This window comes from Bacillus sp. AFS037270 (assembly GCF_002585305.1).
This window is the reverse complement of the sequence record NZ_NUNF01000030.1, coordinates 1-19872: the sequence shown is the minus strand read 5'-3', so window position 1 is coordinate 19872 and position 19872 is coordinate 1. Positions and strand designations below refer to the sequence as shown.

The window sequence follows — 19872 nt, the reverse complement described above, 5'->3', positions numbered from 1 at the left end:
TGAAGAAGGGAGGGTCTGTTTTTTGTTAAAAATTATACCCCTTGTATTGGAAACTGATTTCGCCGAGGGAACAGTCAATACCTTTTTAGCTATTGGTGAGACGATCACCTTAATCGATACAGGAAATCCCGGCCGAAAGTCCTTTCAACAACTAAAGACAAAACTACATAAACATGGCGTAACCTTTCGTGACTTAGACAAAATCGTGCTGACGCATATCCATATCGATCATGCGGGAGGCATTCCGTATATTCAAGCAGAAACAGATCTTCCTATCTTTGTTCACGAACAAGCCAAAGGATCGATCAATTCAAGTATCGATAAGTTTGAAAAAGACCAGCAGTTTTTTCAGGATTTTCTTCATTCATGTGGGGCGGATCCATCTAAACATATTGTTCAGCGACAATTTAAAGAAGAAAACTGGAGAAATGTTAGGTATGTAAAGGAAGGTGATACAGTTTTAATTGGGGGCAAACGGTTTGAAGTGATTCATGTTCCGGGGCACAGCCAATCTGACATATTAATGTGGAACCATGAAACGGGTGATTCGTTTGCAGGTGATCATTTAATAAAGGCATTTTCTGTTAATGCCTTTATTGAACCACCAATTATAGACGGAGAGAGTCGACCTAAGCCGTTATTACAATATCGCAACTCTTTAGAAAAAGTTAGCCGTCTTCCGCTCACCACCATTTATCCTGGTCATGGAGATAACTTTACGAACTATAAAGAGTTAATTCAGACAAGATTGCAAGAGCAAGAAAAACGCTGTGAGCAGATATTAGCCATCCTTGCTAATGATCGAAAAAGTATTTTTGAGATTTGCCAGGAAATGTATCCTCGTTTGAAGGGGAAAACCGTCTTTTTAGGGTTATCGCAAATCCAAGGTCATTTAGACTTACTGGAAACAAGGCAAAAAGTCAGTTTTATCCACAATGGTTCGCTGGTAGAGTATTTTTCTTTATAAATTCTTCTATAAAGGGAGCGGATTTCGTGAAGCTAAGAGATCTACTGGAAAAAAATATCACGGATTTTGGTGAATATCCGTTTCTATTTTTCAAGGAAAAAACCTACTCAAACATAGAAACTAGGCGATATGCAGACCAATTGGCAGCAGGATTGCGAAGAATCGGGATTGAAAAGGGTGACAGGGTCATCGTTTGTATGCCAAACTGCCCGGAAGTCCTCTTTGCCTATCAAGGGATAACGAGAGCAGGGGCCATCATCGTGCCAGTCATGTTCACACTTCATCCAAAAGAACTTCATTATATTGCCCGAAACTCTGGTGCTAAAGCAGTAATAACCTCATCGTATGTCCTTCAAAATATCGAAAAATCAATGGAAGCTCTGCCGGAAAGACCGGCCGTCATTTTATCCGATCTCCCATCAAATGAGCATATAACCAACTTTTACGATTTGTTAGTCCCTATTGAAAAAGAATTTATAGACGACGGAAAAGCCAACGATACAGCGGTTATCTTGTACACTTCAGGGACAACGGGAAATCCAAAAGGAGTGCTGTTAACCCATAAAAACTTATTTTCCAATGCGCAAAATTCAGCGAAGCACAATGACACAGAGCGGGGCACCACCTTGGGGGTCCTGCCGCTTGCCCATGTCTATGGCTTAACAGTTTCTAATGTATGCTACCTCACAGGCAGTGCGATTGTTGTTTTTTCAAGTTTTGATGTCAAAGAGGTTTTAAAAGCGATAGATACCTTTCGGGTAAGGACATTTTCTGCCGTACCAGCGATGATTCATGCCATGGTTTCCTATCCGAATACCGATAACTATGATACTTCGAGTCTGGAATCAGTAGGATCGGGTTCTGCACCGCTGTCGGTTGCCCTATTAAATGCCTTTGAGCAAAAGTTCGGTGCAAAGGTGCTTGAGGGCTACGGATTATCGGAGGCCGCCCCGGTTGTGACGGCACATAGCAAACGAATCGAAATTAAACCGGGATCTGTCGGTGTACCCATCCCAGGGGTCGAAATCAAAATTGTGGATGGAAACGGTTTAGAAGTTCCAGCCGGTGAAGTAGGTGAATTAGTCGTCCGCGGTGATAATGTTACGCCTGGATACTATCAAAATCAGCAAGAAACCAACCGTGTGTTAAAAGATTCCTGGTTATATACCGGAGACATGGCGCGGGTGGATGACGAAGGCTACGTGTATATTGTCGACCGTAAAAAGGATCTGATTATTCGCGGCGGTTTTAATGTTTACCCGCGCGATGTGGAAGAAATCTTAAATGGTCATGAAGAAGTGTTTGAAGCGGCTGTGGTCGGTATCCCTGATGAACGAATGGGTGAGGAATTGGTCGCCTGTGTTGTGAAGAAACCAGGTTCTAATGTGACAGAGGAGGAGTTAATTCAATTTTGTCAGGATCATTTGGCGAAAAACAAAACACCGAGAAAAGTCATTTTTCTTGAGGCATTGCCGCGAAACGGGGTTGGTAAGATTTTAAAGACCCATTTGCGTCAAAATGCTTCTGATATTGTAATCAGTTAAAAAATAGTGAGGGGAGATTTTAGGATGGAAAAAAGGACTATTTTAACAACAAGCACTAGGGGATTGCTCGAGGATTCTTTTCCATATCGCCTTTATCAAAAAGCAAAACGGGTAGGAAATTGGAATCCGGCAGATATCGATTTTACCCAGGACCAAAAGGATTGGAAGGCGATGACGGCTGAGCAGCAGGAGGATATTCTCCGCTTAATTTCTCAATTCCAAGCTGGCGAGGAGGCTGTAACCTTAGATTTGCTTCCGCTTATCATGGCGATTGCCAAAGAAGGCCGGTTAGAAGAGGAGATGTTTTTAACGACCTTTTTGTATGAGGAAGCGAAACACACGGAGTTTTTCAGGCTTGTATTGAATGCGATCGGCGAGAAAGGAGATTTGTCTCATTTTCATACGGAAACCTATCAAAAGATTTTTTATGAAATCCTGCCAACGACGATGGCCCGGCTTGTAACCGATCAATCCCCTGAGGCGATCGCAGAAGCATCGGTGGTATATAACATGTTTGTTGAAGGAGTTTTAGCCGAAACAGGATATTTTTCTTTCTATAACACTCTTGAAACAGCAGGAATCATGCCTGGTTTGTTGGAGGGAATAGGTAATTTAAAAAGAGATGAGTCGCGCCATATTGGTTACGGGACATTTCTTTTGCAGCGGTTGATTTGTGAACATCCGCATCTGTTCGATTTTGTAGCCGCCAAAATGGGGGAGCTGACCCCATTAGCCATTAGACTCAATCAAGAGGGCATCGCAGGAAGGGAGGTAAGTGCATTCGGAGGGAATCCAGATGACATTATGAATTTTACGCTCAAACAGTTATCTGTCCGAATGGAAATATTAGCGAGAGCGAAGGGCAAAAAAATCGAAGAGATTTATAGATATACAGATAGTGAGTTAGGTGTGTTGTAGGATGCATGAGATGAGGCAATTGTGACCGTCTTAAGAAGAAAAAGCTCGTTGACGGTCACAAAAAGAATAATTGTGCCCGTTGGGACAAGGTAGAGGGCATCGACGGTCAAAAAAAAGATTATTGTGCCCATATAGTGGTCACAGGGGGCGCTTCGGTCAAAAAAACTTCAATTTTGCCTAAAGATGCTCATTTCCTAAAGGACTCGTCATAAAAATCAAAGCTTAGCAGAGGAGGAAGAAATCATGACAGTAAATGTAGACGTTCAAACCTATCCCCACTTTATCAATGGAAAGTGGGAGCAAGCGGGCAGCGGGGAAACCTTTGAGGTGTTCAATCCTGCAACCGGAGAGCTTGTCGCTAAAGTAGCAAAAGGAACCCAGGAGGATGTCGATCGTGCAGTCAAAGCGGCCCGTGCCGCTTTTGACAAGGGCGACTGGAAAAACATGAAGCCGAAGGACCGGGCAAAAGTACTATTTGCGATTTCTTATAAAATTGCCGAGCACGCCCAAGAACTAGCCTATTTAGAAGCGATTAGTTCAGGCGGAACCGTCCGGCGCATTGGCAATAGTGATATTTTACAAATGGTCGACCTGTTCCAGACACTAGCAAACTTTACATTAGAGTATCCATTCTCAGAAACGCTCCCAGTCCCGCCATTCCCGGGACCTGCTCACAACTTCATATGGCGTGAACCTATCGGCGTTTGTGCGGCGATTACCCCTTGGAACCTGCCAATGGTGATTGCGACTTGGAAAATTGCGCCAGCGCTCGCGATGGGGAACACGATTGTGATTAAACCGGCCAGCTACACCCCGCTATCCACACTGAAATTAGCAGAAATTATTTCAGAGGTGGTCCCGCCTGGTGTCATTAATGTGGTAACCGGAGCAGGTGCAGAAGTAGGGGAAGCATTAGTGAATCATCCACAGGTTGATAAGGTTGCCTTTACCGGTTCAACAGAGGTTGGCCGAAGAATTATGGGTCTTGCCGCCGGCACGATTAAAAATATAACCTTAGAACTTGGCGGAAAGTCACCAAACATCCTGCTAGAAGATGCAGACTTAAATATTGCTTTACCCGGAAGCCTTTTCGGCGTATTCCTTCACTCCGGCCAGCTGTGCGAATCAGGAACACGGCTGTTTGTACCGGATAAACTTTATGATCAAGTGGTTACTGGTCTCGTTGCGCTTGCCAGTAAACTAAAGCTAGGCAATCCGCTTGACCCAACAACAGATGTCGGACCAGTAATATCGAAAAAACAAAAGGAAACGATTCTCTCTTATATTGAGTCCGGTAAGCAAGAAGGGGCAACCCTTGTCTGCGGCGGGAAGGCAGTGACAGTCCCAGGCTGTGAGCAAGGACATTTTATCGAGCCAACGATTTTTACAAATGTCAGCAACGATATGAAAATTGCCCAAGAGGAAATCTTTGGACCTGTCCTATGTGTGATTCGTTATTCAGACCTAGATGAAGCCATTCAAATGGCCAATGATACGATTTATGGATTAGCAGCAGGTGTCTGGACACGTGATGTGAATAAAGCCTATGAGGTCGCAAGGAAACTTCAAGCGGGTGTGGTCTGGATTAACGACTGGCATATGCTCCGCAGTGATGCACCGTTTGGCGGATACAAGCAAAGCGGCATCGGCCGGGAGATGGGCAAGCATTCACTTGATGCCTATACACAAGTAAAGCATGTTCATACCTCCATGTCCCCTGAATTGGAAAGACGCAACTGGTATGGAATTCTGTTTGGTCAAAACTAATGAAGAGGTGAAGAAGATTATGAAAACAACTCTATCACAGTTTATGTTACGTACTGGAATTTACAGCGGTTCAAATTCTCGGGCGATGGTGCCAAGTTTATTTGCCGGTCTTGGCGCAAAACGGGTCCTGCTCTTAAGTGACCGCGGTTTAGAAAAAGCCGGGATTGTTGAAAAAGTAGCGTCGATTTTTGAATTGACTGGTCACGGGTCTGGACCGCAGCTTGTCGGCACCTATTTGGACATTGCTCAGGATGCCGAAAGCCGCTGCATTAATGATGCGGTCCGCTATGCGAAGGAAGTGGGAGCGGATAGTTTACTAGCTGTAGGCGGCGGTAGTGTCCTAGATACTGTAAAAGGGGTTAAGTATGCTCTTCATAAAGGCTTATCGGATATAAAAGAAGCTATCCCAGGCGGCTTATTATATGAACAATTTCCGAAAGCAAACTATATCCCCATCCCGCATATTGCAATCCCGACAACTGCAGGAACAGGATCCGAAGTTTCGCCGATTGCCGTTATTTTTAATGAAGACATTCAAATGAAGACGAATATCATTAATCCATTTATAAATGCCGATATGGCGATATTGGATCCTGATTTAACCGTTGGCCTGCCACCTATGATTACCGCCTTTACAGGTTTTGATGCTTTAACACATGCGATTGAAGCACTAGCATCACCAACAGCGACTGGTCTAACGGATGCCTATGCCCTACATGCGATCAGATTGATTGAAAAAAATCTTCCGGTGGCTGTAGATGATGGCGGCAATTTAGATGCCCGAATGGATTTATTGCAGGCAAGTCTAATGGGAATTACCGCGTTTAGCTTTGCTCTAAATGCGATTCCGGTTCATAATATGGCTCATGCCTACGGTGCCTTGTTCCGAATCCCACATGGATTAGCGAATGCCGTTTTTTTACCGGTGGTGATGGAGCTTGTTCCTCAATTGTATTTGCCAAGGGCTGCTGAACTGGCTCAGGCATTGGATGTCGATGTGAAGGATGATACACCTGAAAACGCACTTGCTAAAGTGATTGGGAAAATCAGATTGTTACAACAAAGCGTCGGCCTGCCTGGCAACTTCAAGCAATATAATATAAGTGAAGAGGCATTAGCGGCAACGATTCCGGCGGTTATGAAGGACCCTGCAGCGCTCAGTTTCCCAATGCCGCAAGAATTAATTGCGGCTATTGGACAGAGGGTTGTTCCTGTCACTGTAAAGTAAGTAATAATTAGAAACAAAGGTACTCAGAGAGAATGCCTTTGTTTCTTTTTGTATTTTTTGCTTTGTATCCATAAACATCTTGATATATAATTTCAAATAGGGTCATTTTAGTTTTGGATTGATCTACATAAAATTTTTGATGAGTAGGAGTAGTAAAAATGGAAAAAGTACTTATTTTCGGTCATAAAAATCCAGACACCGATACAATCTGTTCTGCAATTGCATATGCAGATTTGAAAAAACAATTAGGCTATGATGTTGAACCAGTTCGTCTTGGTCAAATCAATGGCGAAACACAATTTGCGCTTACAACTTTCAACGCTGAAGTTCCACGTTTAGTGGAAGCAGTTTCGTCTGAAGTAAATTCTGTAATCTTAGTTGACCACAACGAGCGCCAGCAAAGTGCAAATGATATTGCAGATGTGCGTGTATTGGAGGTTATCGACCACCACCGTATCGCTAACTTTGAAACAAGTGATCCTTTATATTACCGCTGCGAGCCTGTTGGCTGTACGGCAACCATTTTAAACAAGATGTACAAAGAAAACGGCAAAGAAATTAAGAAAGAAATCGCTGGTCTAATGTTATCTGCGATCATTTCCGACTCTTTATTGTTCAAATCACCAACCTGCACACCTGAAGATGTAGCAGCTGCAAAGGAATTAGCTGCAATTGCCGGTGTAGAGGCTGAAACTTATGGCTTGGAAATGTTAAAAGCAGGTGCTGACGTTCGTGATAAATCGATTGCTGACCTTTTAAGCCTTGATGCTAAAGAATTCGAAATGGGTTCAAGCAAAGTTGAAATTGCACAAGTGAACGTAGTGGACACTGCTGATGTTCTAGAACGTCAAGCTGAATTAGAAGCGGCGATTTCTAACATCGTGGCAGAAAAGAACTTAGATTTATTCTTGTTTGTTGTTACAGATATCTTAACAAATGATTCTGTTGGTTTAGCCATCGGAAGCAAAACAGCTGCAGTTGAAAAAGCCTACAATGTTTCACTAGAAAATAATACAGCGACTTTAAAAGGTGTTGTATCACGTAAAAAACAAATCGTACCAGTATTAACTGATATCTTTAATCAAGGTATCTAATAGAGTGCAACACTAAAAACCGTTCATGCTTAGCATGGACGGTTTTTAGGTTGTGAACCAAAGGTTACACAACTTATTCAACTTCCTGATTTTCTTCTTTCTTTTGATTCATTAAGAAAAAAGTGAGCGGCTGTTCGGATCCGGTCATTAATTTGTACACATAGGAAGATGTGAGCTTATAGCCGTCATCTATTTTTCCTGCGAGGTAATTGGTCCGTTCAAATAGGATGGAACGGATATGGTTTAGCTGTCTGGCAAACTTATCTAATAATGCCTCTTGATTATCGAGCCGTTTTAACATCCCGCCGTGGATTTCTTCTTGTTTAGTTAATTTTTCTGCTGCCTGTTTTTGCATTTCAAGTTGTTCTTTCATTTGCATGGCAAGTTGTTGCTGTGTTTCTTCATTCTTATCTAAACGATCCGCAATACTGTCACAGGTCTTACTAATTTGATTGATTTGACCAGACAGGGATTCCCTTACTTGTGTTTCTTTTTCAATAATAGCCTCTAAATGGACATTCTTTTCATGAAGGGAATGTAAATTGGTGACCATTTCGTTTTCAAATTTCTGCTGTCTAAACGTACTATTCTTTAAGTCACTCAGCTGATAATCTACCTGTTTCCAGTGGGTATTCTGGGCATCTGTTTGCTGCTGATAACGCGTTTGTAGTTCTGCTAATGCCCGGTTCAGAGCCATATTTGCTTTTTGCTGCTCCTTCATTAGTTCGGTGAGGAAATCCTGCCTAGATTCGACTTGATTCGATTCCTTCAATTGCCTGCTATTTTTGAATAAATTCGGATGTTCCTTTTTATTAATGAATAGTCCCATACCTCTCTCCGCCTTTTATTTGTTTGATTGTGATAGTTTATGCAAAGAGATTGAAACTGGGGACATGATTGGGCTAGGGAACATTACGTGATCGCTTTAGTAATAAAACAAAAAACCGCTTGGAATATCCAAGCGGTTGGAATCAAACAATTACTGGCGTATTCAAAACGAATTTTTCTACAACCTTTGCTACGCCATCATTCATATTTGTGTCAGTCACATAATTTGCTTTTTCCTTAATATCTTGCGGTGCATTACCCATAGCAACACCAAGTCCGGCGAACTCAATCATCGCTAAATCATTATAGCTATCGCCGATGGCAATCACTTCTTCGCGCGTAATGCCAAGTTGTCCAATCAAATGATTTAGACTGGTTCCTTTTGTTACCCCTTTTTCCGTAAACTCTAAGAAAAATGGTTTAGAACGCATCACGCTAAGTTCTTCAGCTAATTCTTGCTGAAGCTTACTTTCTACTTCGACAAGTTTTTCCGGAGCTTCGACCATTAATACTTTAACAACCGGTTCATTGACTGACTCAATAAAACTGTCAACCTCAAACACATCTAAGCCTGTAATTTCCGCTTCAATATTGGTATATTGATTTCCTGCCTCGGTAACAATCAAATCACCAACATAGGTATGAATAAACACATCTTCACGACGGCTTAAATTATATAGGCGGTGCGCGGTTTCAGGTGATAACGTGCTGCTAAAAAGCTCTTCACCTGTTTGGCAGTTAGTAATTTTTGCACCATTAAAAGAAAGAATAAAGCTTCCATATTTCTTTAACTCTAGCTCATCAGCAATTTCATACATAGCGGACGTTGGGCGCCCAGAAGCTAGTACAACCTTTACACCTGCCTTTTGAGCATCCATTAATGACTGTTTCGTACGAGGGGAAATGGTGTGGTCGTCTTGTAGCAGGGTATCATCTAAATCTAGTACAATCATTTTATATGACATTTTTCTGTTCCTTTCTCTAGTTAGTTTCTTATCCCATCTTACTATAAGTCTAGGAAAAAATACTATTACAAATCAATCCAATTAAGCATATTTATTGTTTTAAGAAACAACGCTCTTCTGCTAACATGAAAATAGGAGGCGAGGAGATGAAAAAAGTAGCAGTTTCCTTTAGCGGGAAGGATTCAACCTTAGCTTTACATGATCTATTAAACTCAAATGAATATGAGGTCAAACTATTATTTTCAACCGTTACTGATGGATTTAATCGGACTAGTATTCACGGTGTGAGAGAGGAATTGCTAGAGGCTCAAGCAAAGTCTATTGGTCTTCCATTGAAAAAAATTAGAATTCCCGAACAGTGCTCTAATGATAAATATGGTGAAATTATGATAAAAGAAATAAATGCTATAAAGAAGTTAGGAGTTGACCATTTCGCATTTGGAGACTTATTTCTTGAGGATGTGCGAAGATACAGGGAAGAAATGTTAAAGCCCTCAGGAATCACACCGATTTTTCCTTTATGGGGAATAAACACAGCAGAATTGATTCACCGCTTTATTTCTCTTGGATATCGAACAATTACGACCTGTGTCGATTTAACTCAATTGCCCGAAAGTTTTTCAGGCAGGGAAATCACGAAACAATTTATAGAGGATCTGCCAGGTGAGGTGGATCCTTGCGGCGAAAATGGGGAGTTTCATTCGTTTGTTTTTGAAGGCCCTATATTTAAAGAGCCTATTCGTTTTAAATTGGGCGAGAAAAAGTTTACTAACGACATCTATACGGATCAAATAAGGTTCTGTTATACAGATTTAATTCCCAGCAAGGAATGAAGCAGGGAGGTCCCTGCTTCCATTTTTATTTAAAGTAACTTTAAAAAATATTAATCAAGTAATGAACGAACGGCTAATTCTTGATTTCCTGTGGGTGGCCAAACAGATAGGTCAAATGGATAATCAGAACCGGGGACAACTCGATCCTCACCAACCGTTTTGATTAGGAAATCCAGGCTATCTTGGTTCCATAACACCGTATCATACCAAAAGCGTTTCAAGTATTCTGATGGTTTGGCCTTTAACTTTGATGAAACTAGTGGCCATTGGTCAAAACCCTTGTCCAGCCTGCCAATCTGATAGGGAAGGAAACCGCCGCCATGGGCAAATAATATCTTTATATTAGGAAATTGATCAATCAAGCCACTTAACAAGAAGTCCGTTGCACATACCGTTGTTTCCCAAGGGACCCCAATCAAATTGGGCATCATTCTTCTCTTTAAACGAGGGTCTTCGCATAATAACGGATGAATAAACACGATGGCTTTTAAGCGATTAGCTTCTTCAAAAAAGGGCCTGAAAAATTCATCCGATAACATTTGATTTTCTAGTCCAGGCCCGATAATAACCCCTTTAAGTCCCATTTCCATAGCATCATTTAAGACCTCGGCAGCTTTTAGCGGATTGGTAAGCGGCACTGTACCTAAAGCTGAAAGGCGTTCTGGTGCGGAATTAGACCATTCTGCCAAAGAACGGTTGTATACACTTGAAATCTCAGTCGTGATTTCATCAGGAAAATCATACATAAACAGCTGTGGAATTGGTGAAATAACCGAATGAGTTACCCTAGCCTTTTCTTGATCCGCTAAAAATTGGTTTCCATCGATAAAAGCCTGCTTTAATTCAAAACCCCATTTTTCATTTACTATTAAAAAATCATTCTTGTTTTCTTCTTTTTTAACCCATTTTGCATTAACTTTTCTTTGATTGTCTTTCAACCATGCTAAAACATCAGATGGGATAAAATGAGTGTGAAAATCATACAACCGGAACAGCCCCTTTTCATGGTTTAAACTACTAAACTATTAACCTCTATAACCCATTCGTGTTGAGACCTCTCTAGCCGCGCTCATCACTTTTTTTGCTAGGCCTTGAATTTTATGCTCCTGTATTCGTTGATTTGGCCCTACGACAGAAAGTGCAGCAATGACTTTGCCTCTGTAATCAAAAATAGGCGCGGCAATCGAGGTTACCCCTTCTAGGATTTCTTCTGTACTATTTGCGTAACCGTTTTCTTTCACTTGATTTAAATGAATCCGAAGATTTTGCGGATTTGTGATGGTGTTTTTAGCTAATTTTTCCAGACCTTTTTCAATGACCTGATTAACGACATCTTCTGCTGCATAAGCAAGCAGAACCTTGCCGGAACTCGTACAGTATGGAGGATTTCTCTTACCTATATGGGTTAGGAAACGAACCGGATGGTTACATTCGACCTTTTGAAGATAGATAACGTCTAAATGATCCAAAACCGAAATATGTGCTGTTTCCCCAATATTTTCTACTAACCGATTTAAGACTGGCTGCGATTCCCGGTAGATATCCATCTGACTGCTGACAATTCCGCTTAACGACAGAATGGAGAGGCCTAACCGATATTTTTTTGTTTCTGGATCTTTATAAACAAACCCTTCACTTGCAAGCGTTGTCATTGTTCGGCTGACCGTACTCTTGTTAAGTCCGAGCGCAGCGGATAGTTCACTAATCTTTTTTTCCGGTTCATCCATCGTAAAACATTGTAAAATCCGAAGTGCATTTTTTACCGAAGAAAGATGACTATCTTTCTCGACATTTACGCTCAAATGAAATCCCTCCTTTTGAAGTGTTTCATTATGTAAAACAAAGTTGCTCTATAGTCGGCAATATACCAGAAAAAACAAAAAATGAAAACAGTATTTTTAAATATTATGAATTATTTAAAAAAATCGTCTTTTGTTGCATATAGAGCAACGATGGCGTTGTATGTGAAATTCGGAAGCGTTACCATGTAGTTAAGAAAATATTAAATTATCATTTATTTATTAGGAGGAATATCGATATGCAAGTAGAAACTAGAGTAAGAGCCATTAATTGTTTGCACTTTATCAACGGTCAATTTGTCGAATCACAAAATCACAAAACCTTTGAAAATATCAACCCAGCAACAGAAGAAGTGTTAGGAACCGTGGCCGAAGGGGGGAAGGAAGAAGTTAATTTTGCAGTAGCTGCTGCACGTAGAGCATTAAATGGAAAATGGAAGACTATGCCAATTGTTGAGCGTTCAAAAATTATCCGCCGGATTGGCGATTTAATTCTTGAAAGACAGGAAGAGCTGGCACATCTTGAATCCATGGATACTGGGAAGCCATTTTCATTAGCAAATAGTGTGGATATTCCGCGCGCAGCCTTTAACTTTCACTTTTTCGCTGATTATATGATTTCTGTTAATACCGATTCGAATATGCAGGATGATATCGCCCTTCATTATTCTTATCGCCGCCCTGTCGGTGTGGTTGGGATTATTAAACCTTGGAACCTGCCGTTACTATTGTTGACTTGGAAATTAGCGCCATGTTTAGCAATGGGTAATACGGCTGTTATTAAACCGGCCGAGTGGACGCCAATGACCGCAACTGTATTAATGGAGATTTGTAAAGAAGCAGGGGTACCTGATGGTGTAGTAAACCTTGTCCATGGTTTTGGCCCTAATTCTGCTGGTGCAGCGATTTCAGAACATCCGGATGTGGATGCGATTTCATTTATTGGTGAGCCAAGAACAGGTACCGCGATTATGAAATCGGCAGCCGATTCCTTGAAAAAGCTTTCCTTTGAACTAGGCGGGAAAAATCCAAACATTATCTTTGCTGACTCTGATTTAGATGAAGTGATTGAAACCACAATTAAATCCAGCTTTGTGAACCAAGGGGAAGTTTGTTTGTGCGGTTCACGGATTTACGTGGAACGGCCGGTTTACGAAGAATTTTTAACAAGATTTGCGGAACGGGTTAGAACATTAAAGGTCGGCCACCCGCTTGAAGCAGATACGAATGTTGGTGCATTAGTCAGTAAAGAACATTATGACAGGGTAAACAGCTATATTGATATCGCCCGCCAAGAAGGTGCCACCATCCTGACAGGCGGCAAACGTCCTGATGGATATGAAAAAGGTTACTACTTAGAACCTACCATATTAGTTGGGCTTGATCGAAATTCTCGCTGTGTTCGTGAAGAGATCTTTGGACCAGTGGTTACGGTTATGCCGTTTGATATGGAAGAAGAAGTGGTTATGCAGGCAAATGATACTCATTATGGCTTAAGTGCAACGATTTGGACAAATGATCTAAGAAGAGCGCATCGAGTTGCACACCAGCTAGAGGCAGGAATTATTTGGGTAAATACTTGGTTCTTACGTGATTTAAGAACACCATTTGGAGGTATGAAGCATAGTGGAATCGGAAGAACAGGCGGCATGCATAGTATCGATTTTTACTCCGAACTTTCCAATGTCACGATCAAACTATAAGAAGGGAAGTAAATACTTTGACTAGTAAAGTAACACAATTTGCAGAACAATTATCCGAAGCAGAAACGACGAAAGTCGGGATTGCTCCTTTAACATCCGTTGATCCCGAACTTACAGTGGAAGAAGCTTATTATATTCAGCTTGAAAATATTAATAAAAAAATAGCACAAGGACAAAAAATCGTTGGCAAGAAGATAGGCTTAACTTCTTTAGCGATGCAAAACTTGCTCGGAGTTGATGAGCCGGATTACGGGCATTTACTAGATTGTATGGTAGTGGAAAATGGCGGATCCATTTCAATAGAATCGGTCCTACAGCCAAAGGTAGAAGCCGAGATTGCTTTTATTTTAAAAAAGGATTTACGCGGACCAAATGTGACCACTCTTGATGTTCTTCAAGCAACAGACTATGTCGTTCCAGCACTTGAAATCGTCGATAGCAGAGTTCAAGATTGGAATATTAAATTGCAGGACACGGTTGCTGACAATGGCTCTTCTAAGTCTTTCGTGTTAGGTGGAAAACCTACTAAAATAGAAGATATTGATCTTGAATTAATCGGCATGGTCTTAACAAAAAATGGTGAACTCGTGAATACTGGCGTCGGCGCAGCAGCGTTAGGAAATCCAGCTACGTGTGTGGCATGGTTAGCCAATAAACTATCAGAATTTGATATCCCGCTTCGAGCAGGAGAAGTGATTTTGTCTGGTGCGTTGTCCGCAGCAGAAGTGGCCAATAAAGGAGATTCCTTCACTGCAAGGTTTGCTCATCTCGGTCAGGTCAGTGTGCACTTTTAATTTGAAGAAAAAGAGGGGAACAGCGTGAGTCAAATTAAGGAAATAGCTAATTATCTTGTTGCAGCCGAGCTTGAAAAACGTGAGGTTGTAAAGGTAACTGCCAACCTAAAGCCTGATTTAACCGTGGAGGAAGCATATCAGGTTCAAGAAGAAATCGTCCAAATGAAATTACAAGAAGGCAGAAGAATTGTTGGTCCCAAGATGGGTTTAACTAGTTTTGCCAAAATGAAACAAATGGGAATTGATGATCCCATCTATGGATATGTGTTTGATTATATGCTGATTGAAAATGGCGGAAAACTGCCATTACATGAGATGATCCATCCGAAGGTGGAAGCGGAAATTGCGTTTGTGATTGGTGAAGATATCGAAGGACCGGGTGTGACCGGTGCTCAGGTTCTTGCAAAAACGAAATATGTTCTGCCTGCATTAGAAATCATCGACAGCCGCTATGAAAACTTCAATTTTACCTTACCGGATGTTATTGCTGACAATGCCTCAACCTCAAGGGTTGTGTTTGGCACGACTTTAAAAAAGCCAGAGCAATTTGAATTAGATTTACTTGGTTCAACTCTATCTATAAATGGTGAAATCAAGGAACTGGGGGCAGGTGCGGCAGTATTGGGGCACCCAGCACATTCCGTTGCGATGCTTGCGAATATGCTTGCGAGAAAGGGAGAAAAGGTTCGTAAGGGTGATGTTATTTTAACAGGTGGGATTACCAGTGCCGTTATGTTGAAATACGGCGACGTCGTCAGTGGAAAATTTGATGGGCTTGGTGAAGTCACCTTTACGGTAACGGATTAGAGAAATACTTTTATAATACAAGGCTGTGTTAAAGGTTATCGTTGATTATTAGCATGTTGATTGGAGCGGAAGGCGCGCAGACTCCTGCGGGAGTACGGAACAGGTGAGACCCCGCAGGCGCTAAGGCGCCTAGGAGGCTCACCGGACCGCCCGCGAACCGCTCGCGCCTGGAGCGGAAATCAACATTCAAGATTAACACAGCCTAAACAAAGGATGATAAGCATGCCATTAATTAATCTGCAAATAATGGAAGGAAGACCTCCTGAGAAAGTAACCGAACTAATCAAGAATCTTACCAATACAGTTGAAGAAACCTTAAACGCACCGAAAGAAAGTATCAGAGTTATCGTGACAGAAGTTCCAAAAACCCATTGGGGGATTGCAGGCATTCCTGCTTCGGAGCGATAGAATTCATAAAGGGGAGCATGGGGAATATCAATGCTCCCCACAATTTTTCTATTTTGTAAGCGTTAACTTGGATTATTAAATTTTATAGGAGGATATTATGACGATTGAATTTAGTATGATAGCTCCCCATGTCCCTAGTATGTGTCATGAAGATCAAGTACCGGATTTTCAAATGGATATGGCTTCATCCATGAAAGTAGTAGCCAAACAAATAAAAGAAATAAACCCAGACGTGATTGTTTTAGTATCTTGTCATTGGCCATCGACGTTTTTCCATTATGTTGATTGTACTCCTGTTCATAAAGGGATATTGACTGCCTTCGAAGCTCCAGACCTAATTAAAGACCTCCCGTACAACTACCCAGGTGATGAAGAATTAGCGAACAAGCTCGTAAAGGCAGGAGAAGAGGCTGGCCTCCAGGTCCAGGGGGTAAATGATCCATATTACCTGTGGGATTACGGAAGTGTGGTTCCATTGCGTTACCTAAATCCAGATGAAGAAATACCGGTTATTAATTTATCGGTTACATTGGCAGCCAGTATCGAAGAGACCTATAAATGGGGTCAGCAAATTGCAAAGGTTTTACAAGAAACAAGTAAAAGGGTTGTCTTTATTTCAAGTGGTGCCTTGTCACATAATTTAGTGAGGGGCAGACATAATAAACCAACCATTACAGAGCATGCAATGGATAAGCAATTTCTCGAATTTGTGATGAAAAACGATTATCAATCCGCGTATGATATGCTTCCGGAGTATGCAAGGCTGGCTAGAGTCGAATCAGGCGGCCGCCATCTTGCGATGCTTTTAAGTATGCTTGACGAAGAATGTAAACCAACTTTCTATGCAGATGGGCAGTCTTCAGGCAGCTGGAACGTGCTGATCACCTTCCAAAAAGTCACAGTACAAGCCGCCAATTTAATTGCTGAGAATGAATTCGCCAAATAAAATTTTTCAGAGCCGGAAACCTGCCGCTGGTGGGTCCGGTTTTTTGATTGTAAGGATACCTTTTTTCGGAAAAATATGTGATACTTAAAGGATAATGATGACATCTATTTAGGAGCACTCGCAATGAATGATAAAGAAATAAGATGCGGATGGGTGAATCAGGATCCACTCTATATCAGTTACCATGACCATGAATGGGGGGTACCAGTATATGATGACCGCCAGCTTTTTGAATATTTAAATCTTGAAGGCGCTCAAGCGGGACTCAGCTGGTATACGATTTTAAAAAAGCGTGAGAACTATCGTCAAGCTTTCGATCATTTTGAGCCCGCAAAAATTATCCGCTATGATGAGAACAAAATTGCTGAACTGTTACAGAATGAAGGAATTGTTAGGAATAAGCTTAAAATAAATGCGGTTATTACAAATGCAAAAGCTTTTTATAGCGTAGTGGAGGAATTCGGTTCATTTCAAACTTATATTTGGTCTTTTGTGGATGGAAAGCCGATACAAAATCATTTCAGTGAAATGAGTGAGGTCCCTGCAACAACGGAAATCAGTGATCGGCTCAGTAAAGATCTAAAGAAACGAGGCTTTAAATTTGTTGGTTCCACCATTTGTTATGCCTTTATGCAGGCAGTGGGGATGGTAAATGACCATATTACCACATGTATGTGTTATAAACGCTTAAACTCTGATGATAATTAGTGAAAAAGAGCCCATCACAATTTGTGACGGGCCTTTTTAAATAAAGTTTATTTGGTTGGTTTCTCCATCATAAAATCAGAAGATGGAATGGGAATAATTTTTCCACCGATTTGGACATGAACGGTATCGTTGAAAATGGCTTTGACAATTCCTTTTAATGAAATAGTGGAATTTACAGATATTTTCTTAGATTCAGATTGGTTTGCCAAATTAATCAACACCTTCCAATTGTTATAAAACTGTATGGTCCTTTAGAAAGTTAAAAATTGATACTTTAAATTATTCGCATAAAAACGGTAAATTCCTGCTTAGCAGAATAACTTTTCTTTTTATAGTAGTAGTGATAAAATCATAACATGAACTCTAGTTCAAGTATCACACAAAGCATCATTTCTGTCAATTTAAAATTGAACTGTGGTTCAAATTCCTGGTTAGTGGTATGATAAATTCGAGGTGAAAGCATGTCAGATGATGAAAAACTGGTAGGTGAATTTCCATTTTTGCCAAAACAGGAACGGGCTCAAGCTAAAAGAAATGCGTTAATTGAAAGTGGATATGCGTTGTTTCATAAAAAGGGTTATGAGCAGACAACGGCAAAGGAAATCGCTGCTCATGCAGGGGTTGCAACAGGAACCTTTTATCGATATTTTTCCGATAAACGGCAGCTGTTGATGTCGCTGCTTGAGGATAAGATTGAGACTTTTCTCCCACCAGAAATAAGCTGGTTATCTAGCAATCCAGTGGACGCATTGGCGTCTTCTTTAGAAATTCATTATAACCGAATCCATGAGTTCGGACTCCGTCATGTTCTGCCTGAGCTGTTATCGAAGGATTCCGAGCTTGCAGCCGTTCTGGACAATGCTAGAAAAAGAATCCATGCTAGGATTTTTAACGGATTAAAAAAAGCGGGAGAAAAAGGGTTAACTTGGGACGATTTGGATTTAGATACTCTTTCTTGGGCGATTATGATGATTGTCGAGAACGGACTTGATAAAACAAGCCAGTCTGAGAAACCGTCTGCGTATCAGGACATTGCCAAGCTAATTTGCCGGATGGTGTTCCCTCCTAGAGTTTTAGAGCAGTTATCCAAAAAAGATGCCGAAGCCGAATAATTAATAATTTCTCATTAATCATTAAAAATTTGAAAATAATATCTTGAAAGATGGAATTTATTATATTCAAGATAACATGACAATAGTACAAAAAATAAAGGAAATGAGTATGATTTATTTTGGAATCGATCCAAAGAAAGCGGTGACCATGATGAAAGTAAGAGATTTTATGGTTAGAGACGTTATAACTGTTAGTCCAGAGAATTCAGTTAGAGAGGTCATGTCTGTATTTGTAGAAAAGAAAATTGGCGGGGTTCCCATTACAAAAAAAGATGGGACATTATGCGGCATGGTAACAGATGGGGATATAATTCGGGCTATAAAGCCATTAGATAAGCGAATTCATGATTATTTTAGTTTCATCACTTATATAGCAGTGGAGGAACGGGATGTCCACTTAAGTGAAGTCATTAATAGGGAGATTATTAAAATTGCGAAAACACATGGACTTGTAACGGTCAATCCTGAAGATGATATGGAAAAAGTGGTTGATCTGTTATCAAAACATCACTTTAAAAAACTGCCTGTCGTCAATGGAGTGAATCGTGTAGTAGGTGTCATCAGCCGTGGTGATGTGATTCGCAATATCCAGCAAACGATGGTTGAAAATATGTAACTTCTCTAGAGAAGGCAAGAATGGGCTGTTGATTTTTTAATAATCATCTGCCTATTTTTTTGTTTTTTGAAAGGGTAAACTGTACTAGTAGAATCCTCTAGTTTGCCCTTCGCTTTACTATACGGGGGTATGATATAATATTTCTAAAAAGGGAGGCGTGTTAATGTCTCATGAATTAGATCAGGAGTTAACTGAAGATTCCTGCTGTGAAGATGGGGGAAGCCAGCGGAAAAGTCACCATCCAGATAAAGTAAAAAATAATCTTGTCACGAGGTTAAACCGAATTGAGGGGCAGATCCGTGGGATTAAAGGCTTAATTGAAAAAGATACGTATTGTGATGACGTCATTAACCAGATTGCTGCAACACAATCGGCGTTAAACAGTGTAGCGAAAATATTGCTTGAAGGTCATATGAAAAGCTGTGTCGTTGAAAGAATCCAAGAAGGTGATTTCGAAGTCTTGGATGAGGTTCTGGTGACGATCCAAAAGTTGATGAAAAAGTGAGGAATTTATAATGGACCATGTTACTTTAAATGTAAGTGGAATGTCTTGTGAACATTGTGTCAAAGCAGTGGAAGGCAGTGTCGGCGAACTGCAAGGTGTAAAAAAGGTGTCGGTTAACCTTGCAAAAGGTAAAGTGGATGTAGAGTATGATACCAACCTGGTTTCACTCGATGAGATTAAAGAAACAATTGATGATCAAGGATACGATGTGAAATAAGAGATGGCACCCAGGTTTAAACACCTGGGTGTTTTTGGTTGTATTGGAAATTATAGATTTAATACTTGTGGACATCTTTTTACAGGTTTAGACACGTCCAGCTCCAGCGCCTA

General features: G+C 40.9%; 22 protein-coding genes. 17 read left to right on the top strand and 5 right to left on the bottom strand.

Annotated features, from left to right (window positions below; translation table 11 throughout):
• Window positions 1-22: 22 nt before the first annotated feature.
• From COD92_RS14970 to COD92_RS14945, 6 genes are all read left to right on the top strand, one after another.
• Window positions 23-967: an MBL fold metallo-hydrolase gene (locus COD92_RS14970; protein ID WP_176541288.1), complete on the top strand. Its 945-nt coding sequence runs from the start codon at window positions 23-25 to the stop codon at window positions 965-967.
• Window positions 968-993: 26 nt separating this feature from the next.
• Window positions 994-2511, top strand: a complete 1518-nt coding sequence (locus tag COD92_RS14965) for a long-chain-fatty-acid--CoA ligase (protein WP_098531597.1) — start codon at window positions 994-996, stop codon at window positions 2509-2511.
• Between the two features lie 24 nt (window positions 2512-2535).
• Window positions 2536-3429 carry a R2-like ligand-binding oxidase gene (locus tag COD92_RS14960; protein WP_098531596.1) on the top strand — a complete coding sequence of 298 codons (894 nt, stop codon included), beginning with the start codon at window positions 2536-2538 and terminating at the stop codon, window positions 3427-3429.
• 243 nt (window positions 3430-3672) lie between these two features.
• Window positions 3673-5196, top strand: a complete 1524-nt coding sequence (locus COD92_RS14955) for an aldehyde dehydrogenase family protein (RefSeq protein ID WP_098531595.1) — start codon at window positions 3673-3675, stop codon at window positions 5194-5196.
• A 19-nt stretch (window positions 5197-5215) separates the two neighbouring features.
• Window positions 5216-6424, top strand: coding sequence for an iron-containing alcohol dehydrogenase (locus COD92_RS14950; protein ID WP_098531594.1), 1209 nt, complete (start codon window positions 5216-5218; stop codon window positions 6422-6424).
• Between the two features lie 158 nt (window positions 6425-6582).
• On the top strand, window positions 6583-7518 hold the full coding sequence (locus COD92_RS14945) for a manganese-dependent inorganic pyrophosphatase (protein ID WP_098531593.1): 936 nt from the start codon (window positions 6583-6585) through the stop codon (window positions 7516-7518).
• Between the two features lie 73 nt (window positions 7519-7591).
• Here the strand turns inward: COD92_RS14945 and COD92_RS14940 are convergent, their stop codons facing one another.
• Window positions 7592-8347, bottom strand: a complete 756-nt coding sequence (locus COD92_RS14940) for a hypothetical protein (protein WP_098531592.1) — start codon at window positions 8345-8347, stop codon at window positions 7592-7594.
• A 142-nt stretch (window positions 8348-8489) separates the two neighbouring features.
• Window positions 8490-9311, bottom strand: a complete 822-nt coding sequence (locus tag COD92_RS14935) for a Cof-type HAD-IIB family hydrolase (protein ID WP_098531591.1) — start codon at window positions 9309-9311, stop codon at window positions 8490-8492.
• A 146-nt stretch (window positions 9312-9457) separates the two neighbouring features.
• Between COD92_RS14935 and COD92_RS14930 the strand changes: the two genes are divergently transcribed.
• Entirely contained in the window at window positions 9458-10144 is a 687-nt protein-coding gene (locus COD92_RS14930; RefSeq protein WP_098531590.1) for a Dph6-related ATP pyrophosphatase, read from the top strand.
• Window positions 10145-10194: 50 nt separating this feature from the next.
• On the opposite strand, the gene COD92_RS14925 is transcribed toward COD92_RS14930, so the two are convergent.
• Window positions 10195-11130 (bottom strand): amidohydrolase family protein, encoded by a 936-nt coding sequence (locus COD92_RS14925; protein WP_098531589.1) that lies wholly within the window; start codon window positions 11128-11130, stop codon window positions 10195-10197.
• A gap of 39 nt (window positions 11131-11169) precedes the next feature.
• Window positions 11170-11946 (bottom strand): IclR family transcriptional regulator, encoded by a 777-nt coding sequence (locus COD92_RS14920; RefSeq protein WP_098531588.1) that lies wholly within the window; start codon window positions 11944-11946, stop codon window positions 11170-11172.
• 236 nt (window positions 11947-12182) lie between these two features.
• Between COD92_RS14920 and COD92_RS14915 the strand changes: the two genes are divergently transcribed.
• The 6 genes from COD92_RS14915 (at window position 12183) to COD92_RS14890 (ending at window position 17309) form a co-directional block, all read left to right on the top strand.
• The gene (locus tag COD92_RS14915; protein ID WP_098531587.1) at window positions 12183-13646 is read left to right on the top strand and encodes an aldehyde dehydrogenase; all 1464 of its coding nucleotides are present in this window, start codon (window positions 12183-12185) and stop codon (window positions 13644-13646) included.
• A 17-nt stretch (window positions 13647-13663) separates the two neighbouring features.
• Window positions 13664-14440 (top strand): 2-keto-4-pentenoate hydratase, encoded by a 777-nt coding sequence (locus tag COD92_RS14910; protein ID WP_098531586.1) that lies wholly within the window; start codon window positions 13664-13666, stop codon window positions 14438-14440.
• Between the two features lie 24 nt (window positions 14441-14464).
• Window positions 14465-15247 (top strand): 2-keto-4-pentenoate hydratase, encoded by a 783-nt coding sequence (locus tag COD92_RS14905; RefSeq protein ID WP_098531585.1) that lies wholly within the window; start codon window positions 14465-14467, stop codon window positions 15245-15247.
• 213 nt (window positions 15248-15460) lie between these two features.
• A complete protein-coding gene (locus COD92_RS14900) occupies window positions 15461-15655 on the top strand; it encodes a 4-oxalocrotonate tautomerase (protein WP_098531683.1) in 195 nt (64 codons plus the stop codon).
• A 97-nt stretch (window positions 15656-15752) separates the two neighbouring features.
• Complete coding sequence (locus tag COD92_RS14895) at window positions 15753-16601, top strand: DODA-type extradiol aromatic ring-opening family dioxygenase (protein ID WP_098531584.1); 849 nt, start codon at window positions 15753-15755, stop codon at window positions 16599-16601.
• A 123-nt stretch (window positions 16602-16724) separates the two neighbouring features.
• Window positions 16725-17309 carry a DNA-3-methyladenine glycosylase I gene (locus COD92_RS14890; RefSeq protein WP_098531583.1) on the top strand — a complete coding sequence of 195 codons (585 nt, stop codon included), beginning with the start codon at window positions 16725-16727 and terminating at the stop codon, window positions 17307-17309.
• A gap of 47 nt (window positions 17310-17356) precedes the next feature.
• Here COD92_RS14890 and COD92_RS32000 read toward each other — a convergent pair whose 3' ends face one another.
• Window positions 17357-17518 carry a hypothetical protein gene (locus COD92_RS32000; protein WP_176541287.1) on the bottom strand — a complete coding sequence of 54 codons (162 nt, stop codon included), beginning with the start codon at window positions 17516-17518 and terminating at the stop codon, window positions 17357-17359.
• Between the two features lie 252 nt (window positions 17519-17770).
• On the opposite strand from COD92_RS32000, the gene COD92_RS14885 reads away from it, so the two are divergent.
• From COD92_RS14885 to copZ, 4 genes are all read left to right on the top strand, one after another.
• On the top strand, window positions 17771-18421 hold the full coding sequence (locus COD92_RS14885) for a TetR/AcrR family transcriptional regulator (RefSeq protein WP_098531582.1): 651 nt from the start codon (window positions 17771-17773) through the stop codon (window positions 18419-18421).
• A 109-nt stretch (window positions 18422-18530) separates the two neighbouring features.
• Window positions 18531-19037 (top strand): CBS domain-containing protein, encoded by a 507-nt coding sequence (locus COD92_RS14880; RefSeq protein ID WP_255286719.1) that lies wholly within the window; start codon window positions 18531-18533, stop codon window positions 19035-19037.
• A 163-nt stretch (window positions 19038-19200) separates the two neighbouring features.
• Window positions 19201-19542, top strand: coding sequence for a metal-sensitive transcriptional regulator (locus COD92_RS14875; protein WP_098531581.1), 342 nt, complete (start codon window positions 19201-19203; stop codon window positions 19540-19542).
• Window positions 19543-19552: 10 nt separating this feature from the next.
• Window positions 19553-19759: a copper chaperone CopZ gene (copZ, locus tag COD92_RS14870; RefSeq protein WP_098531580.1), complete on the top strand. Its 207-nt coding sequence runs from the start codon at window positions 19553-19555 to the stop codon at window positions 19757-19759.
• Window positions 19760-19872: the final 113 nt, after the last annotated feature.